General features: G+C 63.8%; 11 protein-coding genes. 8 read left to right on the top strand and 3 right to left on the bottom strand.

Annotated features, from left to right (window positions below):
• Positions 1 to 624 precede the first annotated feature (624 nt).
• The 3 genes from ACPPVR_RS07460 to ACPPVR_RS07470 all read right to left on the bottom strand — a co-directional run bounded on the left by ACPPVR_RS07460 (position 625) and on the right by ACPPVR_RS07470 (position 6,562).
• A complete protein-coding gene (locus ACPPVR_RS07460; RefSeq protein WP_426613590.1) occupies positions 625 to 2,253 on the bottom strand; it encodes a DUF882 domain-containing protein in 1,629 nt (542 codons plus the stop codon).
• A 272-nt stretch (positions 2,254 to 2,525) separates the two neighbouring features.
• The gene (locus tag ACPPVR_RS07465; RefSeq protein ID WP_426613591.1) at positions 2,526 to 4,730 is read right to left on the bottom strand and encodes a L,D-transpeptidase family protein; all 2,205 of its coding nucleotides are present in this window, start codon (positions 4,728 to 4,730) and stop codon (positions 2,526 to 2,528) included.
• A gap of 335 nt (positions 4,731 to 5,065) precedes the next feature.
• A complete protein-coding gene (locus ACPPVR_RS07470; protein WP_426613592.1) occupies positions 5,066 to 6,562 on the bottom strand; it encodes a sigma-54-dependent transcriptional regulator in 1,497 nt (498 codons plus the stop codon).
• A 139-nt stretch (positions 6,563 to 6,701) separates the two neighbouring features.
• On the opposite strand from ACPPVR_RS07470, the gene ACPPVR_RS07475 reads away from it, so the two are divergent.
• The 8 genes from ACPPVR_RS07475 to ACPPVR_RS07510 all read left to right on the top strand — a co-directional run bounded on the left by ACPPVR_RS07475 (position 6,702) and on the right by ACPPVR_RS07510 (position 17,119).
• Complete coding sequence (locus tag ACPPVR_RS07475; protein ID WP_426613593.1) at positions 6,702 to 8,564, top strand: M3 family oligoendopeptidase; 1,863 nt, start codon at positions 6,702 to 6,704, stop codon at positions 8,562 to 8,564.
• Between the two features lie 238 nt (positions 8,565 to 8,802).
• Positions 8,803 to 11,751 carry a patatin-like phospholipase family protein gene (locus tag ACPPVR_RS07480; protein WP_426613594.1) on the top strand — a complete coding sequence of 983 codons (2,949 nt, stop codon included), beginning with the start codon at positions 8,803 to 8,805 and terminating at the stop codon, positions 11,749 to 11,751.
• Between the two features lie 200 nt (positions 11,752 to 11,951).
• Entirely contained in the window at positions 11,952 to 12,104 is a 153-nt protein-coding gene (locus tag ACPPVR_RS07485) for an aa3-type cytochrome c oxidase subunit IV (RefSeq protein WP_008136857.1), read from the top strand.
• A gap of 136 nt (positions 12,105 to 12,240) precedes the next feature.
• Positions 12,241 to 13,368, top strand: a complete 1,128-nt coding sequence (locus ACPPVR_RS07490) for a Re/Si-specific NAD(P)(+) transhydrogenase subunit alpha (RefSeq protein ID WP_426613595.1) — start codon at positions 12,241 to 12,243, stop codon at positions 13,366 to 13,368.
• 11 nt (positions 13,369 to 13,379) lie between these two features.
• Complete coding sequence (locus ACPPVR_RS07495; protein WP_018453812.1) at positions 13,380 to 13,697, top strand: proton-translocating transhydrogenase family protein; 318 nt, start codon at positions 13,380 to 13,382, stop codon at positions 13,695 to 13,697.
• Between the two features lie 42 nt (positions 13,698 to 13,739).
• Positions 13,740 to 15,137, top strand: a complete 1,398-nt coding sequence (locus ACPPVR_RS07500; protein WP_426613596.1) for an NAD(P)(+) transhydrogenase (Re/Si-specific) subunit beta — start codon at positions 13,740 to 13,742, stop codon at positions 15,135 to 15,137.
• A gap of 21 nt (positions 15,138 to 15,158) precedes the next feature.
• Positions 15,159 to 15,959 carry an alpha/beta hydrolase gene (locus ACPPVR_RS07505; RefSeq protein ID WP_426613597.1) on the top strand — a complete coding sequence of 267 codons (801 nt, stop codon included), beginning with the start codon at positions 15,159 to 15,161 and terminating at the stop codon, positions 15,957 to 15,959.
• 62 nt (positions 15,960 to 16,021) lie between these two features.
• A complete protein-coding gene (locus tag ACPPVR_RS07510; protein ID WP_426613598.1) occupies positions 16,022 to 17,119 on the top strand; it encodes a calcium:proton antiporter in 1,098 nt (365 codons plus the stop codon).
• Positions 17,120 to 17,121 lie beyond the last annotated feature (2 nt).

Here is a 17,121-nt window from a genome sequence, read left to right on the forward strand (position 1 = left end):
TTCAAACTTTCGGATGCGCCTCAGCTCGTTCTTAACGCGCTTGATGGCAGCAGCGAAAACCGATTGGCGCTGGTTTGCGTGCTCTGCCGTTCCGGAGAAACTCTTGCCGCGCGGGTCGGCTGTTCCCTTTGTTTCGCGGCGTCGATGCCGCGACAATGTACGCTCCCTGTCGCGGAGATCCCGAAGGCGGGCGCGAAGGCTCTCAAGTCCATCGCGCTCCATCTCTCCAACCAGGGGATGGTGCGTCTTCAATATGACTTCGCGCTCGTCGTCCTTCAGAAGGCTGAGCTCAGACTTGCATGGAACTGACATCGCACGCTCCTCCTTCGCTGTAGCGACATTTCCCTTGAGATGCGGCGCCGCTACGGAAACGCGGACACCAAGGCAAACGCAATCGCGTCCTCGGATTTTGTCATGGCGTCCGTTCTGGGCGCATTGCCACAATGCGCGTTTGGAATGCGTAGCGATACCGGGTGGATTACCCGTTGGAAGTGGGGGAATCTCCCTTAGTTCAGATGCGCACCACGCTGGGACGGCACTGGGCGTGTGGCGCTGTCGTGCCGCAGGATGGCGCCGCGTTTCATCCGCGCTGCGGGACTACCGAACGGTGTAAGGGGAAAGATCTCAGCGCAACGCGGCGGTGCGCACGACAAAGGACGTCGTTGCGAGCTTGGCGGTGGCGCTGCCCGAGAAGCTGTCGCAGGACAGGCCCTGCATCGGATCGTCGGCAAAGCCCATCGCAACCACGGCCTGCGGCTTGACGAAATAGGCGCGCAGCGCCGCCATATCGAGCTCGCCCATCAGCGTGACCGACATCGCGCGGCTCGCGCTCGGGGACAGCATCACGATCTTCAGCCAGACGCTCTCGCCCTTGGCGGCGGAGAGCCGGGTCGCGGTCGCGATCATGCCGTCGGTGCTCTTGCTGACAACGGTATTGATCTCGGTGGCCGGCGCGGAATTGCGCGCTGCGGACGCGGGGCGCGGGGCGCGCGGGATCGGCGCGGAGGCGGCAACAACGTTGGCGCGGTCGACCGGCGAGGCGGCCGCCGGCGCATAGGCCAGCGCCTGATAGGCAGCGCTGGAGACGCTCGCGGTCGGCTGCGGATCGGTGGCGGCGGCAAGCGCCTGGCGCGCCTTCAGCGCGGCGACCTGGGCTGGCGTTGCCTGCTGCGGCGTGGCTGGGGCATCCCAGAAGCCGCGGGCATTGATGATGTCTGCCGGCGTCTCCGGCTTGTTGTCAGCAGATTTGCCGGCAGCCGGCTTGTCAGCCACAGCCGCGGGCTTCGGCCTGGGCGGCGCAACGATCTGCATGTCGGCCGAAGCAAGCTGGATCGCGGCGGCGACCTGTGGCTTGGCTCGCGGCGTCGGCACCGGATCGGCCGGCTTTGCAGCGGCTGCGACCACGACGGGCGCCGCCGGCCTCTCGGCCACGGCGGGTGCGCCCTCGTCATCCTCGTCGCTGCTCGTGGCGGCCGGAGCCGACTTGCCCTTGAACAGGGCCGCAAAGAAGCTCGGCTTGCTGCCGGCGTGGTCGCTCCGCTTCTCGATGTCGGCCTTCGCGAGCTCATAGCCCTTCAGCGGCGTACCATCGGTCGGGACATGGACGGTGCGGCCATCCGGGAACACGCGGACGAGTTGGTCATGCGTCATGCGCGGCCAGTGCCGGATGCTGCCGGTGTCCAGATGAACGAAAGGCGAGCCGGAGGTTGGATAGAAGCCGACGCCGCCGCGCTGGAGGCGCAGGCCGGCGAAGCGGATCTGCTCCAGCGGCACGTTCGGAATGTAGAAGTCCATCGCATGACCCAGCATGTGCTGGCTGAAGCGCGCGACGCCCGAGGAGCGGCGGCGGAGCATGGCGTTGGTGGCCGGGGAGCGATAGGAGGAGATGATCTGGATTGGCTGCTTGCCGTCGACGTCGCGGTAGACTTCCCAGAGGATGTCGAAGAGGTGACGGTCCATCACCGTCTCGTCCTGGGTGCGCCAGTCGCGCAGGAAGTGGTTGAGCGTCTTCAGCGCGGCTTCGTCGTAGCGGCCATCGCGCTTGAAGGTGACGGTGAGGTCTTCGCCGGAATGGGTGTGATGGAACGAGAGCGTCTTGGTTTCGTTCAGCGCGGCGGCGTTATGAACCGAACCGGCAGCCGCAAGCAGCACCAGCGAGGCGAGGCCGATCCGAGATCCGACCTTCACTCCCGCATGGGACAACGACGACGCAGCGAATTGGCGTGCGAAACCAGCCAGCACGTATGAGCCCACCCAGTCGACGAGCGTTCAATGGACTCTCCCGCCAAACCCCGCTAGCGCGCGAAAGAGGATGAACACTTTGTTAAAGCGAGAAGGTTAATTGGAGGTTTACCTTCCCGCCCCCCAAGCCAAGTCAGAATACGGACCTAAGCGGTTGAGTGTGGCAAAAAAACGCCCGCTGCCCGAACGGGAGTGGAGAATGGTTAACGTTAAGCGATCCCGCCCGGAGGGCGAGATCGCTGATTTTTTTGAAGAATCTTGGAAGCCGAGGTTCCGAGCGGGGCTCAGCGGGTGAATACCCGCTGAGCCTTGCGGCCGACCGGAGCCGGCGGCGGGGACGGCGCCCCGAACAGGCGTTCGAAGAAGTTCGGACCGGACGAGCCGCCATTGTTGGCCACCGCCACGCCGGGCGGCAGCGTCGTCGCCGGGCGCGAATAGCCCGGCTGCGAATGCGCAACGACGTTTTCGAGATCCTTGCCGCGGCTGTTCTTCAGGATGTTGATCATGGTCGCGTCGCGGCCATAGACGTCCTTGCGGAATTGCAGCTTGCCGCCATCGTCCACGAACGCGGTCTGGTAGGTGATGTTGACCGGGATCGGGGTCGGGAATTTCAGGTCGACTTCACCCGAGCCGTACATGCTGCGTACGCGCTCCGGCGTGTACTTCTCGCCCGGCAGGGCGATGTTGAGCAGGATCGAAGCGTACTGATCCGGATACTGAACACGCATGCAGCCGTGGCTGAAGGCGCGTTCGTCCTTGGCGAACAGGTTTTTGTCCGGCGTGTCGTGCTGATAAACCAGGAACTTGTTCGGGAAATTGAAACGGATGCGGCCGAGCGCGTTGGCTTCACCGGGCGGCTGCGAGATGTGCACCGAGCCGTCGCGGTTCTGCTCGAGCTTCAGGCCCATGCGCTGAAGCACGGTCGGGTCCTGCTGCAATGCCGGCAGATATTCGCCATAGACGATCGACGGCGGCACGTTCCAGGTCGGGTTGACCGTGATGTACTTCATCGTCTCGGTCAGCAACGGCGTGGCGTGCTGGCCGGGTTTGCCGGTGACGACACGGGTGCTCCAAACCTGCTGGCCGCGCTGCATCACCTTCAGCGTATAGTCGGGAATGTTGAGGATGACATAGGCATCGCCCAGCGAGGGCACGCCGAGGTCGCGCGGCAGCCAGCGCCAGCGCTCCATGTTCACCAGCACGGTGTCGATCTGCTTGTCGCGCTTCGGGCTGTTCAGCGCCTTCACGGTCGGCGCGTCGAGCACGCCGCTAGCCTTGATCTCGGCGCCGTCCTGGAATTTCCGCACGGCTTCAGCGACCGTGGCGTCGTAATGCGTGTCGTTGGCGTTTTCGGTGATGCCGAGCTTGGCGCGGAGCTGCGGCACGCGCGGATCTTCCACGACGATCTCAGCCTGCTTCCTGCCCCTGGCGGGCGTGTATTTCAGCGCCGGGCCGTCGGTGATCTCGACCACCGGGCCTTCGCCCTGGCCGCGGAGCTGCGCGAGCTTCGCCTTAAGTTCCTTGTAGAGCTTCTGCGGCGGGTTGTAGCTGTCGAGCGCGGCGGACGCGTCGGCCGCGGTCGCGACCTTGGTGAGCACCTCGTTCGGATCGATCGGATGCTCGGGGTAAAGGATGTCAGCGCTGACCTGCGACCAGTGCATGCGGCCGCTTTGCGCCTGGCGCGCATAGTCGAACATGCCGGCGGTGAGCTTGAGCTCCGCGTCGGCTAGCGCATCGGGCGTCGTGGCGGCGGCGAAATCCGGCACCGGATAGTCGGTGGCGTTGAGACCGTCGGAGGCCGCATCCTTGAGCCGCGCGATCACGCCCTTGGCCGCAGCGGTGAGGTTGCCAGACTGGGTCCAGACCGGCGCATAGTCGCGCGCGCCGTAAAACTTCTCGACGGCGGCGCGCTCGTTCTTGCGGTCGAAATAGCGCGAGGTCTTGGCGCCGAGGGCGTCCTTGAGCTTGTCGGCGACCGGCTGGTCGGCCGCGGGAACGTTGCTCGCGGCCTTCACCGGCTCGGCGGCCGGGGCCGCTGCTGCGGCGGCGGGTGCTGCGGGAGCAGCCGGTGCCGCGGCAGTGTCAGCCGTGGCTGGTTCAGATTTGACGGGCTCAGTCTTCGCGGGTTCGGTCTTGGCCGTCTCGCTCTTCGGCGCCTCAGCGGCGGGCGTGGTGGCGACGTCGGAGGGCTTGGTTTCGACCTTCTCGGGGGCCGGGGCAGCAGCTTCGGCCTTCACTGGTTCCTTGGCTGCATCCTTCGGGGCGTCTTGCACCGTTGCGGTGGTGTCGAGCTTGATGTCGGCGGCGCTCGGGGGCGGGACGTTGGCGGGCTCGGGGCGTGGGATCGCGGCCTCGATCGCAAGCTCGGCGGCGCTGCTGCGCGCCTGATCCTGCGCCAGGGCTGAGCTGGCCGATACCGTGAGGAAGGTCGCCGCGACCGTCATCAAAACGCGGTCAAAGCCTGCACGGTGGTTCAAACAGTCACGCATTGTGTCACACCCCTTGGGTGAACTGTCCCTCGTGGAACAGCTTTGTTTATCGTCTTCAGCTTCGGCAAAATTGCGCCGGCCTCACGCCTGCACGCAACGATTCTTACGCAGACGATATACAGGCCCCGATTTCGCAGCCAGCGCTACCCGGGACAACTCACGACAAACTGACTTCAAGGAAGCCGCTTTGCAACGGATTGTGCGCCTCTCGCACGCGCTTTTCCCGCCGTCTGTCACTTCCAAGTCACGGTTCCTGAACGGGGCGGATTCTTCCGTCATACGAACGGCTTACGGCCCCGTCGCAGCGTCCGGCAAACCACTGTTCACAGTGCGGCTCAGTGCGTCTCCTCGCCGCTTTTGCCGCCATGCCCCTGCACGCCGGCCTCGTCGAGTTTGCGGTAGAGCGTGGAGCGGCCGATTTTGAGGCGGCGGGCGACTTCGGACATCTGCCCGCGGTAGTGCGAGATCGCAAAGCGGATGATCTCGTTCTCCATCTCCTCCAGCGGGCGGACATCGCCGGTCGCAGTCAGCAGAGCGAGGGTTCCCACCGAGGAGAGCGGCGCGATTGGTATTTCATTACCTGAGATCATGGCCGGCGCCGCGATCGGCTCGATCATCAGCGGCGCGGTCGGGATGTCCGTTGCAGAATGCGGATGCGAGGCCAGTAGCGGGAAATCGTCGAGACCAAGCTGGTCGCCTTCGCTCATGACCACGGCGCGGTAGACTGCGTTTTCGAGCTGGCGGATGTTGCCGGGCCAGTCGAGTTGGGCGAGGTGCGCTACGGTCTCGCCGCTGATGCCGCTGATCGGGCGGTTCTCCTCGGCGGCAAAGCGCGCCAGGAAATGCCGCAGCAGATTCGGGATGTCCTCGCGCCGGGCCCTGAGCGAAGGGATCGTCAGTGGCAGCACGTGCAGACGATAGAACAGATCCTCGCGGAAATGGCCCTGCTTCACCCGCTCCAGAAGCTTACGGTTGGTCGCAGAGATGATGCGGACGTCGACCTTTACAGGCTTGCGGCCGCCGACCGCCTCCACTGCGCCTTCCTGGAGCGCGCGTAGCAGCTTGACCTGCGCGGTCAGCGGCAACTCGCTGACCTCGTCCAGGAACAGCGTGCCGCCATGGGCCTCGACGAACTTGCCCGTGTGCCGATCGGTCGCCCCGGTGAAGGCGCCTTTCTCGTGACCGAACAGAATGGACTCGACGAGATTGTCGGGGATCGCGCCGCAATTGACCGCGACGAAGGGCTTTGCCTTGCGCTCGCCGCTGCCATGGATGGCGCGCGCGAACATCTCCTTGCCGACGCCGGAGTCGCCCTCGATCAGCACGGGAATTGAAGAGTTCGCCGCCTTCTGCGCGGCGCGCATCACCGGCGCCATCGCCTCGGCGCGGGTGATGATGTCGGAGAAGGTCAGCCGGCCCTCGCGGCTGTGACGGATGCGCTGCAATTCGCCCTTGAGCGCGGAGGCGTTGAGCGCGTTGCGCAAGCTCACCTGAAGCCGCTCGACGCCGACCGGCTTGACCACGAAATCGGCAGCGCCGGCGCGCATCGCCGAGATCACGTTGTCGATGCCGCCATGGGCGGTCTGCACGATCACAGGCACGGTCATGCCGGCTTCGCGGATCTTTGCCAGCACGCCCATGCCGTCGAGGCCGGGCATCACGAGATCGAGGATCACAGCGTCGATGGCTGGCGCGTCGGGGGCGGTGAGCACGGCGAGCGCGGCGTCGCCGGACTCCACGACGATCGTCTCATAGCCGCATTTCTGCACCATGTTCTCGACCAGGCGGCGTGCCACGGCGTCGTCATCGGCAATCAAAATACTGGCAGCCATGGTGTTCCCCGCACGCTACTACTATCTGTCTCGAATCGGGGCACTCTGGCCGAAGCCGATTAACGCACTCTTAAACCTTGCCGACCCCAGCCATTGCGATCCCTGCCATTGCGATCGTTGAACACAGGTTTCCAACACGATGACGTCGCGCCCCTCCGCACTCCGCAAGTCGAACACCAAAAAAGCAGCCACCAAGGCAAAATCCTCCAGCAAACCTGCAAGCAAGACCGGCAGGCTTCCGGAGTGGAACCTCGCCGATCTCTATTTCGGGATCGACGCACCGGAAGTGGCGCGCGATCTCGAAACCATGGATGCCGATTGCGTCGCGTTCGAGACCGACTTCAAGGGCAAGCTCGCAACAGGCACAGCAAACGAAGATGGCGGAAAATGGCTCGCGCAAGCCGTGCGTCGCTATGAGGCGATCGACGATCTCGCCGGCCGCCTTGGCTCTTATGCCGGCCTCGTCCATGCCGGCGACAGCGTGGACCCTGCGATTTCAAAGTTTTACGGCGATGTGTCCGAGCGGCTGACGGACGCGTCGACGCATTTGCTGTTCTTCGCGCTCGAACTCAACCGGATCGATGACGATATTTTGACCCGCGCGATGCAGGCCCCGGAGCTCGCGCATTACCGTCCCTGGATCGAGGATTTGCGCAAGGAGAAGCCGTACCAGCTCGACGACAAGCTCGAGCAGCTCTTCCTGGAGAAGTCGCAGACCGGCTATTCCGCCTTCAACCGGCTGTTCGACCAGACCATCTCGGGTCTGCGTTTCAAGGTCGGGGCCAAGGAACTCGCGATCGAGCCGACGCTCAATTTCCTGGCGGACCGTGACGGTGCCAAGCGCAAGGCCGCGGCCGAAGCGCTGGCGAAAACCTTCAAGGCCAATGAGCGCACCTTCGCGCTGATCACCAACACGCTCGCCAAGGACAAGGACATCTCCGATCGCTGGCGCGGTTTCAAGGACGTCGCGGATTCTCGCCATCTGAACAACCGCGTCGAGCGCGAGGTTGTGGATGCGCTGGTCGCCTCCGTGCGCGCGGCCTATCCGAAACTGTCGCACCGCTATTACGGGCTCAAGGCAAAGTGGTTCAAGAAGAAGCGGCTCGCCTATTGGGACCGCAACGCGCCGCTGCCGTTTGCCGCGACCGGCACCATTGCCTGGCCCGAGGCGCGCAACATGGTGCTGTCAGCCTATCGCGGCTTCTCGCCCAAGATGGCCGATATCGCCGAGCGCTTCTTCACCGATCGCTGGATCGACGCGCCGGTACGTCCGGGCAAGGCGCCGGGCGCCTTCTCGCATCCGACCACGCCTTCGGCGCACCCCTACGTGCTGATGAACTACCAGGGCAAGCCGCGCGACGTGATGACGCTCGCCCACGAGCTCGGCCACGGCGTGCACCAGGTTCTGGCCGCGAAGAACGGCGCGCTGATGGCGCCGACGCCGCTGACGCTGGCCGAGACCGCAAGCGTGTTCGGCGAGATGCTCACGTTCAAGCGCCTCCTTGCCCAGACCAAGAATGCAAAGCAGCGCCAGGCGCTGCTCGCCGGCAAGGTTGAGGACATGATCAACACCGTGGTGCGGCAGATCGCGTTCTATTCCTTCGAGCGCGCGGTCCACATCGAGCGCAAGAACGGCGAGCTGACCGCGACGCGCCTCGGCGAGATCTGGCTCTCGGTGCAGGGCGAGAGCCTGGGCCCCGCGATCGAGATCAAGGCTGGCTACGAGAACTACTGGATGTACATCCCGCATTTCATCCACTCGCCGTTCTACGTCTACGCCTACGCGTTCGGCGATTGTCTCGTGAACTCGCTCTATGCGGTCTACGAGAACGCGGCCGAGGGCTTTGCCGAGCGCTATCTCGACATGCTGGCCGCCGGTGGCACCAAGCACTATTCCGAACTGCTGCGGCCGTTCGGGCTCGATGCCAAGGACCCGAAATTCTGGGATGGCGGGCTGAGCGTCATCGCGGGCATGATCGACGAGCTGGAGGCGATGAGCTGAGGCGGAGCCACGCCACCTGGCGTGCCGGCTCGGTTGGCTTTTTCGAACGAAAGGGCTGAGAGCGTTTTCGCGAGATCGGCTCTTGCCCCGCCGAGGGCGCTGGTTGACGGGTCTGGAGATCCTGCCGCACGGGAATGAACGTTCGTGCGGGTGGCAAGACTAACCGTGTAAGGTACTTTATTTTAAGAATGCAATTTTTGATTGTTGATTGTCTGAGTGCCCTGGCAGGGAGGCGGACATGGCCAGCTTTGGCCCTCACGTCCAGCAACCGGATACGAAACGGGTCGTCGAAGAGCAAAGATCCTGGGGCCAGCAGCACGGCGACATGGTCCGGCAGGAGCTCGAGGCGATCAATACCCGTCGTCGCGCCGAAGGTCTTTCAACTGTCGAGTATGTCAGTGCCGAGAAGCCGAGCGAGACCGTTGGGCTTGCGCTCTCGGGCGGCGGCATCCGCTCGTCCGCCATTTGTCTCGGCGTATTGCAGGCGCTCAATCATCACGATCTGATCAAACGGATCGACTATCTGTCGACGGTTTCGGGCGGCGGTTATATCGGCTGTTCGCTCACGGCGACGATGACCAGGGCGCGTGAGTTCGTCTTTGGTGGCGCCTCCGGAGGAAGACCTGCCAATGAAATCAGCGACACCCCCGCGGTCGGACACATCCGCAACTATTCGAACTATCTGATCCCCGCGGGTGCGCGCGATCTCGTCACCGGAATTGCGATCGTCGTGCGCGGCCTAGTCGCAAATCTCAGCCTGACGCTTCCGGCCGTGCTGATCGTCGCGGCGATCACAATCCTCTCCAATGCCGCTCGATCCTCGCTCTACGTGCCGAATCTCTTCGGGCTCAGGGTCGATGACGGGCAGACGCTCGGGTTCTTCGCCAAGCTTGGAGCGGAGCTTGCTTTCATCCTCGCCGGTGTGGCCATCGCTGCTGCCGCGCTGCTCATCGGCTTTTTTTACCGCCGGATCTTCAAGGTCGAACGCCGTGACTTGTTTTCCTATGTGGCAGGGATTGCACTGGCGATGGGGTTCGTGTGCACGATCGCACGCCACCTGAAGGTCGATCATTTTGCGCTCACGCTCGCGGCCGCGCTGTTCGGTTTGTTGATCTTTTTTGCCTGGGCGCTGCTGCGATCGATGATGCCCAGCACCAGAGGTGAATTTCGCGGCTATCCACCGACGGCCGGCGCCACATACCTCGTGCTGCTCGCGGTGATCTGCTTCTTTGAATTCCAGCCCTTCATGATCGCTCAAATGTTCGATGTCGCCGAGGCGAACGTGGCGCAGTCGGGCGGCATCGTCACGGGCCTGGCGGTCAAATGGATACAGTCGCTTGCCGCCGTCGCGGCGCCGGTTGCCGTGGCGGTCACGCTGTTCAGGCAGCAATTCGCCGAACTGCTGAAGGGCGTCGGAGCATCAGACTTTTCGTCGCGACTACTTGCCTATGTGGCGAGAGCGGCTGTGTGGATCGCTGGCCTCGCGTTGCCGCTGTTGATTTGGGTCGGGTATCTCTATCTCTGCTATTGGGGCATAGCCAACGACAAGGTGCTGATAGACACGGACCGCCAATACGCGATGGCGGAGGAGTGGGGTGACAAGGCCGTGCTGCCGAATGCGGCGAAAGCCGCGGCAAGCGTATCGGGCAACGTTCAATTCAACAGCGAGGCTCGAACGCTTTCGGCGAACATCGACAGCAAGGAGGAAGCCAAGCCCGGCATCACCAAACCGGTCAATGCTGTCTCCCACGTTCCCCAATGGTTGTATGCGATCGGCTGCTGGTGCAAGCCCGTCGAGTTCAAATGGTCGAAGTACGAGTTCGGCAACAACGTCAACTGGGCGATGGCGCCTCTCTACCTCGTTGCGGCCGTCATTCTGTTTGCGTTGTCCTGGATCCTGGGGCCCAACGCCAACTCGCTGCACCGCCTTTACCGTGATCGCCTGAGCAAGGCCTTCCTGTTCAACCCGAGATTCTACGCGGATGGCGAACCGTCGCGCAACGAACCCAGCCTGGACCAGGGGCGGGACTTCCTGCCGCTCGACGAGGAGAAGCTGAGCGAACTGCTTTACCCGACCGTTTATCCCGCCGACGCCACGCCTGCCGGGCAGGCGATGGCGGGCGTGAAATCGCCTGACCGCCTTTTGGCCTCGCCCTATCACATCGTGAATGCCGCGCTGAACATTCAAGGATCGGATTTCGCCAATCGGCGCGGTCGGAATGCCGATTTCTTCATGTTCTCGCCCTTGCACGTTGGCAGCGAGGCGACCGGCTATGCCGACACCGAAGCATTCCCGAATCTCGACCTGGCGACCGTCATGGCGATCTCCGGTGCTGCAGCTTCCTCGAACATGGGGTCGGGCTCGATCAAACCTCTGACGCCGACACTGGCCTTGCTCAACGTGCGCCTCGGCTACTGGCTGAAGAATCCGCGCTACGTCTCGTCGAACGGCAAGCCGCAGCATCACTCGACGCCGCTGTTCCTGTGGTCGGAAATCTCCGGCCGCCTCTACGAGAACGCCGACGCGGTGTATCTCACTGATGGCGGCCACATCGAGAACCTGGGCGTCTATGAATTGCTGCGCCGGCGCTGCCGGGTGATCATCGTGGTCGACGCGGAGGCCGACGCGCCGATGAATTTCTCCGCGCTGGTGACCCTGCAGCGATATGCGCGCATCGATCTCGGCATCATCATCGACCTGCCGTGGACGCCGATCCGCAACGCGACGCGGGAATGGATGAAGTGCAACGCCGGCAAGCCTTCCGATCCGGCACCGCGGTCGTCAGCGGGACCGCATGTTGCGGTCGGCAAGATCGACTATGGCGGCGGCGAGACCGGGTATCTCGTCTACCTCAAGTCGTCGCTGAGCGGTGACGAGAACGACTACATCCGCGACTATGCCCGTCGCAACGACACCTTCCCGCACGAGACCACGGGTGACCAGTTCTTCTCGGAAGAGCAGTTCGAGGTCTACCGGGCGCTCGGCTTCCACATGGCGCACGGCTTCCTGACCGAGGATGCCGGTGCGGACGCGATCGTGGTCGACGTCCCGGGCGAGCGCTGCGCGAAGCGGGGTTTTTGCGACAGCAAGGTGGACGCGATCCGGGCGGTTCGCCGCGCCCTCGGGCTGTCGGTCGACGAGCCGCCACCGTCGACGTTGACCATGGCGGTCCTGGATATGGGGTAGGGTCGGCGGGGGTCGGCGGCCTAAAGAAGTGCTGAGCATCTGATTGAACGGCTCTCACCGGGCGCCGCGCCGCTGGATCCGCGGCAATCTGGATTCCAAATGAGCCGATTTGCGGGAAAACGGCCCGCCCGTGCCGTTGCCCTGCCCGAAGGTTTAAGGTATCCCAGCCCAAGAATTCGACTTTCGACTGGGGACAATCCATGGCTGACCATAGCGAAGTGGCCTACACCACGGCCGACGGCAACGACTACGTTGCCCACGAGCAGACCTATGAGGGCTTCATCAAGCTCGTGAAGTACGGCACGGCCTCGGTCGCGCTCATCGTGATCCTGATGGCGATCTTCCTCACCTGATCCATCGCCTTTGCACCGCCAGCGTCGTCGGTGCCCATAATATTTGCATTCAAGCCGGTCCCAAAACCGGTATCCAACGTTGCGGGAGTAACGCTAAGTTCGCGTGCGCGTTTTTGCCCGCGTCGCCGGAGGGCCTATGAAGATCGCCGTTGCCAAGGAAATCGACCCGTCGGAGCCGCGCGTCGCCGCTTCGCCTGATACGGTGAAGAAGTTCAAGGCGCTCGGCGCCGAGATCGCCATCGAGCCGGGTGCTGGCCTCAAGTCGGGCTTGCCGGATTCCGAATTCACCGCAGTCGGCGCCACCGTCAGCGCCGATGCGCTGAAGGACGCCGACATCATCATCAAGGTGAAACGCCCCGAGGCGTCCGAGCTCGCGCAGTACAAGCGCGGCGCGCTCGTCATCGCCATCATGGACCCCTACGGCAACGAGGCTGCGCTGAAGACGATCGCCGATGCCGGCGTCTCCGCCTTCGCGATGGAATTGATGCCGCGCATCACCCGCGCGCAGGTGATGGACGTGCTGTCGTCGCAGGCGAACCTCGCCGGCTACCGCGCCGTGATCGAGGGCGCCGAGGCCTTCGGCCGCGCCTTCCCGATGATGATGACGGCCGCCGGCACCGTGCCCGCGGCAAAGGTGTTCGTGATGGGCGTCGGCGTCGCCGGCCTCCAGGCGATCGCGACCGCGCGGCGCCTCGGCGCCATCGTGACCGCGACCGACGTGCGTCCTGCGACCAAGGAGCAGGTCGAATCGCTCGGTGCGAAATTCCTCGCCGTCGAGGACGAGGAGTTCAAGAACGCGCAGACCGCCGGCGGCTACGCCAAGGAAATGTCCAAGGAGTACCAGGCCAAGCAGGCCGCGCTCACCGCCGAGCACATCAAGAAGCAGGACATCGTCATCACGACGGCGCTGATCCCGGGCCGGCCCGCGCCGAAGCTCGTTTCGGCCGAGATGGTCAAGTCGATGAAGCCGGGTTCGGTGCTGGTCGATCTCGCCGTCGAGCGCGGCGGCAATGTCGAGGGCGCGCGGCCGGGCGAGGTCGTCGATCTCGATAGCATCAAGATCGTCGGCTACACCAACGTTGCCGGCCGTGTCGCGGCGTCCGCTTCCAGTCTCTATGCGCGCAACCTGTTCAATTTCATCGAGACCATGGTCGACAAGGGTAGCAAGGCCCTCGCCGTGAACTGGGACGACGAACTGGTCAAGGCTACCGCACTGACCAGGGACGGCGCCGTCATCCACCCGAACTTCCAGCCGAAGGTTTAAGGAGAGCCGCCATGGAGCATGTTGCACAGGTCGTCGACCCCTTCGTCTTCCGGCTGTCGATTTTCGTCCTCGCCGTCTTCGTCGGCTATTTCGTGGTGTGGTCGGTCACCCCTGCGCTGCATACGCCGCTGATGAGCGTGACCAACGCGATCTCCTCGGTGATCGTGGTCGGTGCGCTGCTCGCGGTCGGTGTCGGCATGATCTCGAGCGGCTCGGGCTGGGCGCGCGGCTTCGGCTTCATCGCGCTCATCTTCGCCTGCGTAAACATCTTTGGCGGCTTCCTTGTCACCCAGCGCATGCTGGCGATGTACAAGAAGAAGGTGAAGTGAGCGGCGTGCACCTCGGGGTGACGAAGACAAAGGGGACCTGAGATGAACGCCAATCTGGCTGCAGTTCTGTATCTCGTGGCGGGTGTGCTGTTCATCCTGTCACTGCGCGGGCTATCCAGCCCCGCCTCATCCCGGCAGGGCAATTTCTTCGGCATGATCGGCATGGCGATCGCGGTCGCCACCACGCTGGCAAGCCATCCGCCGGCGGACGGTCTCGCCTGGATCCTCGTGATCCTCGGTATCGCCATCGGCGGCAGCGTCGGCGCCGTCATTGCGCGCCGGGTGCCGATGACTTCGATGCCGGAACTGGTGGCTGCCTTTCACTCGCTGGTCGGCATGGCCGCGGTGCTGGTTGCCGCCGGCGCGTTCTACGCGCCAGAAGCCTTCGACATCGGTACGCCCGGCAACATCCATCCGCAGAGCCTGGTCGAGATGTCGCTCGGTGTCGCCATCGGCGCGCTGACCTTCACCGGCTCGGTGATCGCGTTCCTGAAGCTGTCGGCCCGGATGAGCGGTGCGCCGATCATCCTGCCGTTCCGCCACATCATTAATATCGCGCTCGCCGCGGCGCTGGTGTTCTTCATCGTCGGTCTCGTGCTCTCCGGCAGCGCGCTGGACTTCTGGCTGATCGTCATCATTGCGCTGGCGCTCGGCGTGCTCATGATCGTCCCGATCGGCGGCGCCGACATGCCGGTCGTGATCTCGATGCTGAACTCCTATTCCGGCTGGGCTGCGGCCGGCATCGGCTTCACGCTCGGCAATTCTGCGCTGATCATCACCGGTGCACTGGTCGGCTCCTCGGGGGCGATCCTGTCCTACATCATGTGCCACGCGATGAACCGGTCGTTCATCTCGGTCATCCTCGGCGGCTTCGGCGGTGAGACCGCGGCGGCCGGCGGCGGTACGGGCGAGCAGAAGCCTGCCAAGCTGGGCTCGGCAGACGATGCCGCCTTCATCATGAAGAACGCGCAGAAGGTCATCATCGTGCCCGGCTATGGCATGGCGGTGGCTCAGGCGCAGCATGCGCTGCGCGAAATGGGCGACATCCTGAAGAAGGAGGGCGTCGAGGTGAAGTACGCCATTCATCCCGTCGCAGGCCGTATGCCCGGCCACATGAACGTGCTCCTGGCTGAAGCCAACGTGCCTTACGACGAGGTGTTCGAGCTCGAGGACATCAACTCCGAATTCGCGCAGGCCGACATCGCCTTCGTGATCGGCGCCAACGACGTCACCAACCCGGCGGCCGAAGACGACAAGACCTCGCCGATCTACGGCATGCCGGTGCTCCAGGTCTGGAAGGCCGGCACGGTGATGTTCATCAAGCGCTCGCTGGCGTCCGGCTATGCCGGCATCGATAATCCGCTGTTCTATCGCGACAACACCATGATGCTGCTCGGCGATGCCAAGAAGGTGACCGAGAACATCGTCAAGGCGATGTAGCATCCGAGCGCCGGCGCAGCGATGACCTTCCTGAAATGGATCGCCATCGTCGTTGCAGCCGGTTATCTCGCGGGTCTCGTCCTGCTCTATGTGAAGCAGCGGGACATGCTGTTTCCGATTCCGACCGCCGAGCGCAAGGCGCCCGCTGCCGCGGGATTTCCGGAGGCTGAGGAACACGTCCTCACGACATCAGATGGCGAGAAGGTCATCGTCTGGCATGTGCCGGCGAAGCCCGGCCGTTCCGTGGTGCTCTTCTTTCCAGGCAACGGTGATTTTCTCGCCGGACGCGTCAGCCGCTTCAGGGGTATCACGGCCGATGGCACTGGCCTCGTCGCGCTGTCCTATCGTGGCTATGCCGGCTCGACCGGCGCGCCGAGCGAGCAGGGCCTCGTGCGGGACGCTGTGGCCGCCTACGCCTTTGCGGCCGAACGTTATGACGCAGCGCGTATCGTCGCCTGGGGTTTTTCGCTTGGGACCGGCGTTGCTGTTGCAGTCGCATCCGAGCATCCGGTCGGCAAATTGATTCTGGAAGCTCCCTATACATCGACGGTCGATGTCGCAGCTTCGCGCTTTCGCTTCGTTCCGGTTCGTCTCCTGATGCGCGATCAATTCCGGTCCGACGAGCGCATCGCAGGCGTCGCGGTGCCGTTGCTGATCATGCACGGCACCAACGATCCGGCGATCCCCATCACATTCGGCGAGCAATTGTTCGCGCTGGCCCGCGAGCCCAAGAAGCTGGTGCGGTTTCCCGGCGGAGGGCACGAAAACCTTGATGACTTTGGGGCTATCGAGACGGCGCGGCAATTCGTCAATGACGGCTAAGGGCTGACGGGCGCGGTGTTCTCGCGCATAATCAGCGGGCACCTTTTGGAGGAACTGTTGGTATGAGCGCACACGGACCGATGCCGCGGTCGTCCTGGATCTTCCCCGCCTTGGCGGTGCTGCTGTTCCTGATCGTCACCGTGACCGGCTATGGCTTCACCCTGTCGGCCGGCGGGGGCGCCTTTGCGGTTGTCCTTCTGGTGATCCTGTTCGGCACCGTGTTCGCGGCCGTTCATCATTCCGAGGTAATCGCGGAACGGATCGGCGAGCCGTTCGGCACGCTGCTGCTCACGCTCGCGGTCACCATCATCGAGGTCGCACTGATCACGACGATCATGCTGGGCGACAAGCCCGCGCCGGCACTGGCACGCGACACCGTGTTCGCGGTCGTGATGATCGTCTGCAATGGGTTGGTCGGGCTCTGCATCTTCATCGGCGGCCTGCGCTATCGCGAGCAGGGCTTTCAGGTCTCGGGCGCCAACGTCTATCTCAGCGTGCTGATCGCGCTCGCGACCCTCACGCTGATCATGCCCAATTACACGCTGACGACGCCGGGTCCCTTCTTTTCGACGCTTCAGCTTGGCTTCGTCGACCTCGTGACGATCGTGCTCTACGGCGTGTTCCTGTATACCCAGACCGTCCTGCATAAGGATTATTTCGTCCACGAGCGGGCGGACGGCGAAGGTGCGGAGGCGCATTTGACGAGCAAGATGCTGGCGCTCAGCATCGCGTTGCTCCTGATCTCGCTGCTGGCCGTGGTCCTCCTCGCCAAGAAGTTCTCGCTGGTGGTCGACGCCGTTGCAGCGCAGATCGGTGCTCCGCCGGCGTTCGCGGGCCTTCTGGTCGCGCTCCTGATCCTCTTGCCGGAGGGCGTCTCGGCGATCGCCGCCGCACGCAAGAACGACCTCCAGAAGAGCATCAATCTGGCGCTCGGGTCGTCGCTTGCGACCATCGGGCTGACAATTCCGGCGGTCGGGCTCGCCGCCTATGCGCTCGACCAGCCGCTGGTGCTGGGCCTCAATTCCCAGAACACGGCGCTGATGATCCTGACATTCCTGCTGAGCATGCTGACCTTCGGCACCGGCAGGACCAACATCCTGTTCGGACTGGTCCATATGGTGGTATTCGCGGTTTTCGTGTTCATGGTTTTCGTGCCCTAAAG

Source organism: Bradyrhizobium sp. McL0616, from assembly GCF_049993385.1.
Classification (GTDB): domain Bacteria; phylum Pseudomonadota; class Alphaproteobacteria; order Rhizobiales; family Xanthobacteraceae; genus Bradyrhizobium.

What these genes read in the sequence shown, in the direction of transcription:
- ACPPVR_RS07510 (WP_426613598.1), top strand. Translation starts at nt 16,022, where the DNA reads ATGAGCGCACACGGACCGATGCCGCGGTCGTCCTGGATCTTCCCCGCC.
- ACPPVR_RS07505 (WP_426613597.1), top strand. Translation starts at nt 15,159, where the DNA reads ATGACCTTCCTGAAATGGATCGCCATCGTCGTTGCAGCCGGTTATCTC.
- ACPPVR_RS07490 (WP_426613595.1), top strand. Translation starts at nt 12,241, where the DNA reads ATGAAGATCGCCGTTGCCAAGGAAATCGACCCGTCGGAGCCGCGCGTC.
- ACPPVR_RS07495 (WP_018453812.1), top strand. Translation starts at nt 13,380, where the DNA reads ATGGAGCATGTTGCACAGGTCGTCGACCCCTTCGTCTTCCGGCTGTCG.
- ACPPVR_RS07475 (WP_426613593.1), top strand. Translation starts at nt 6,702, where the DNA reads ATGACGTCGCGCCCCTCCGCACTCCGCAAGTCGAACACCAAAAAAGCA.
- ACPPVR_RS07480 (WP_426613594.1), top strand. Translation starts at nt 8,803, where the DNA reads ATGGCCAGCTTTGGCCCTCACGTCCAGCAACCGGATACGAAACGGGTC.
- ACPPVR_RS07470 (WP_426613592.1), bottom strand. Translation starts at nt 6,562, where the DNA reads ATGGCTGCCAGTATTTTGATTGCCGATGACGACGCCGTGGCACGCCGC.
- ACPPVR_RS07500 (WP_426613596.1), top strand. Translation starts at nt 13,740, where the DNA reads ATGAACGCCAATCTGGCTGCAGTTCTGTATCTCGTGGCGGGTGTGCTG.
- ACPPVR_RS07465 (WP_426613591.1), bottom strand. Translation starts at nt 4,730, where the DNA reads ATGCGTGACTGTTTGAACCACCGTGCAGGCTTTGACCGCGTTTTGATG.
- ACPPVR_RS07485 (WP_008136857.1), top strand. Translation starts at nt 11,952, where the DNA reads ATGGCTGACCATAGCGAAGTGGCCTACACCACGGCCGACGGCAACGAC.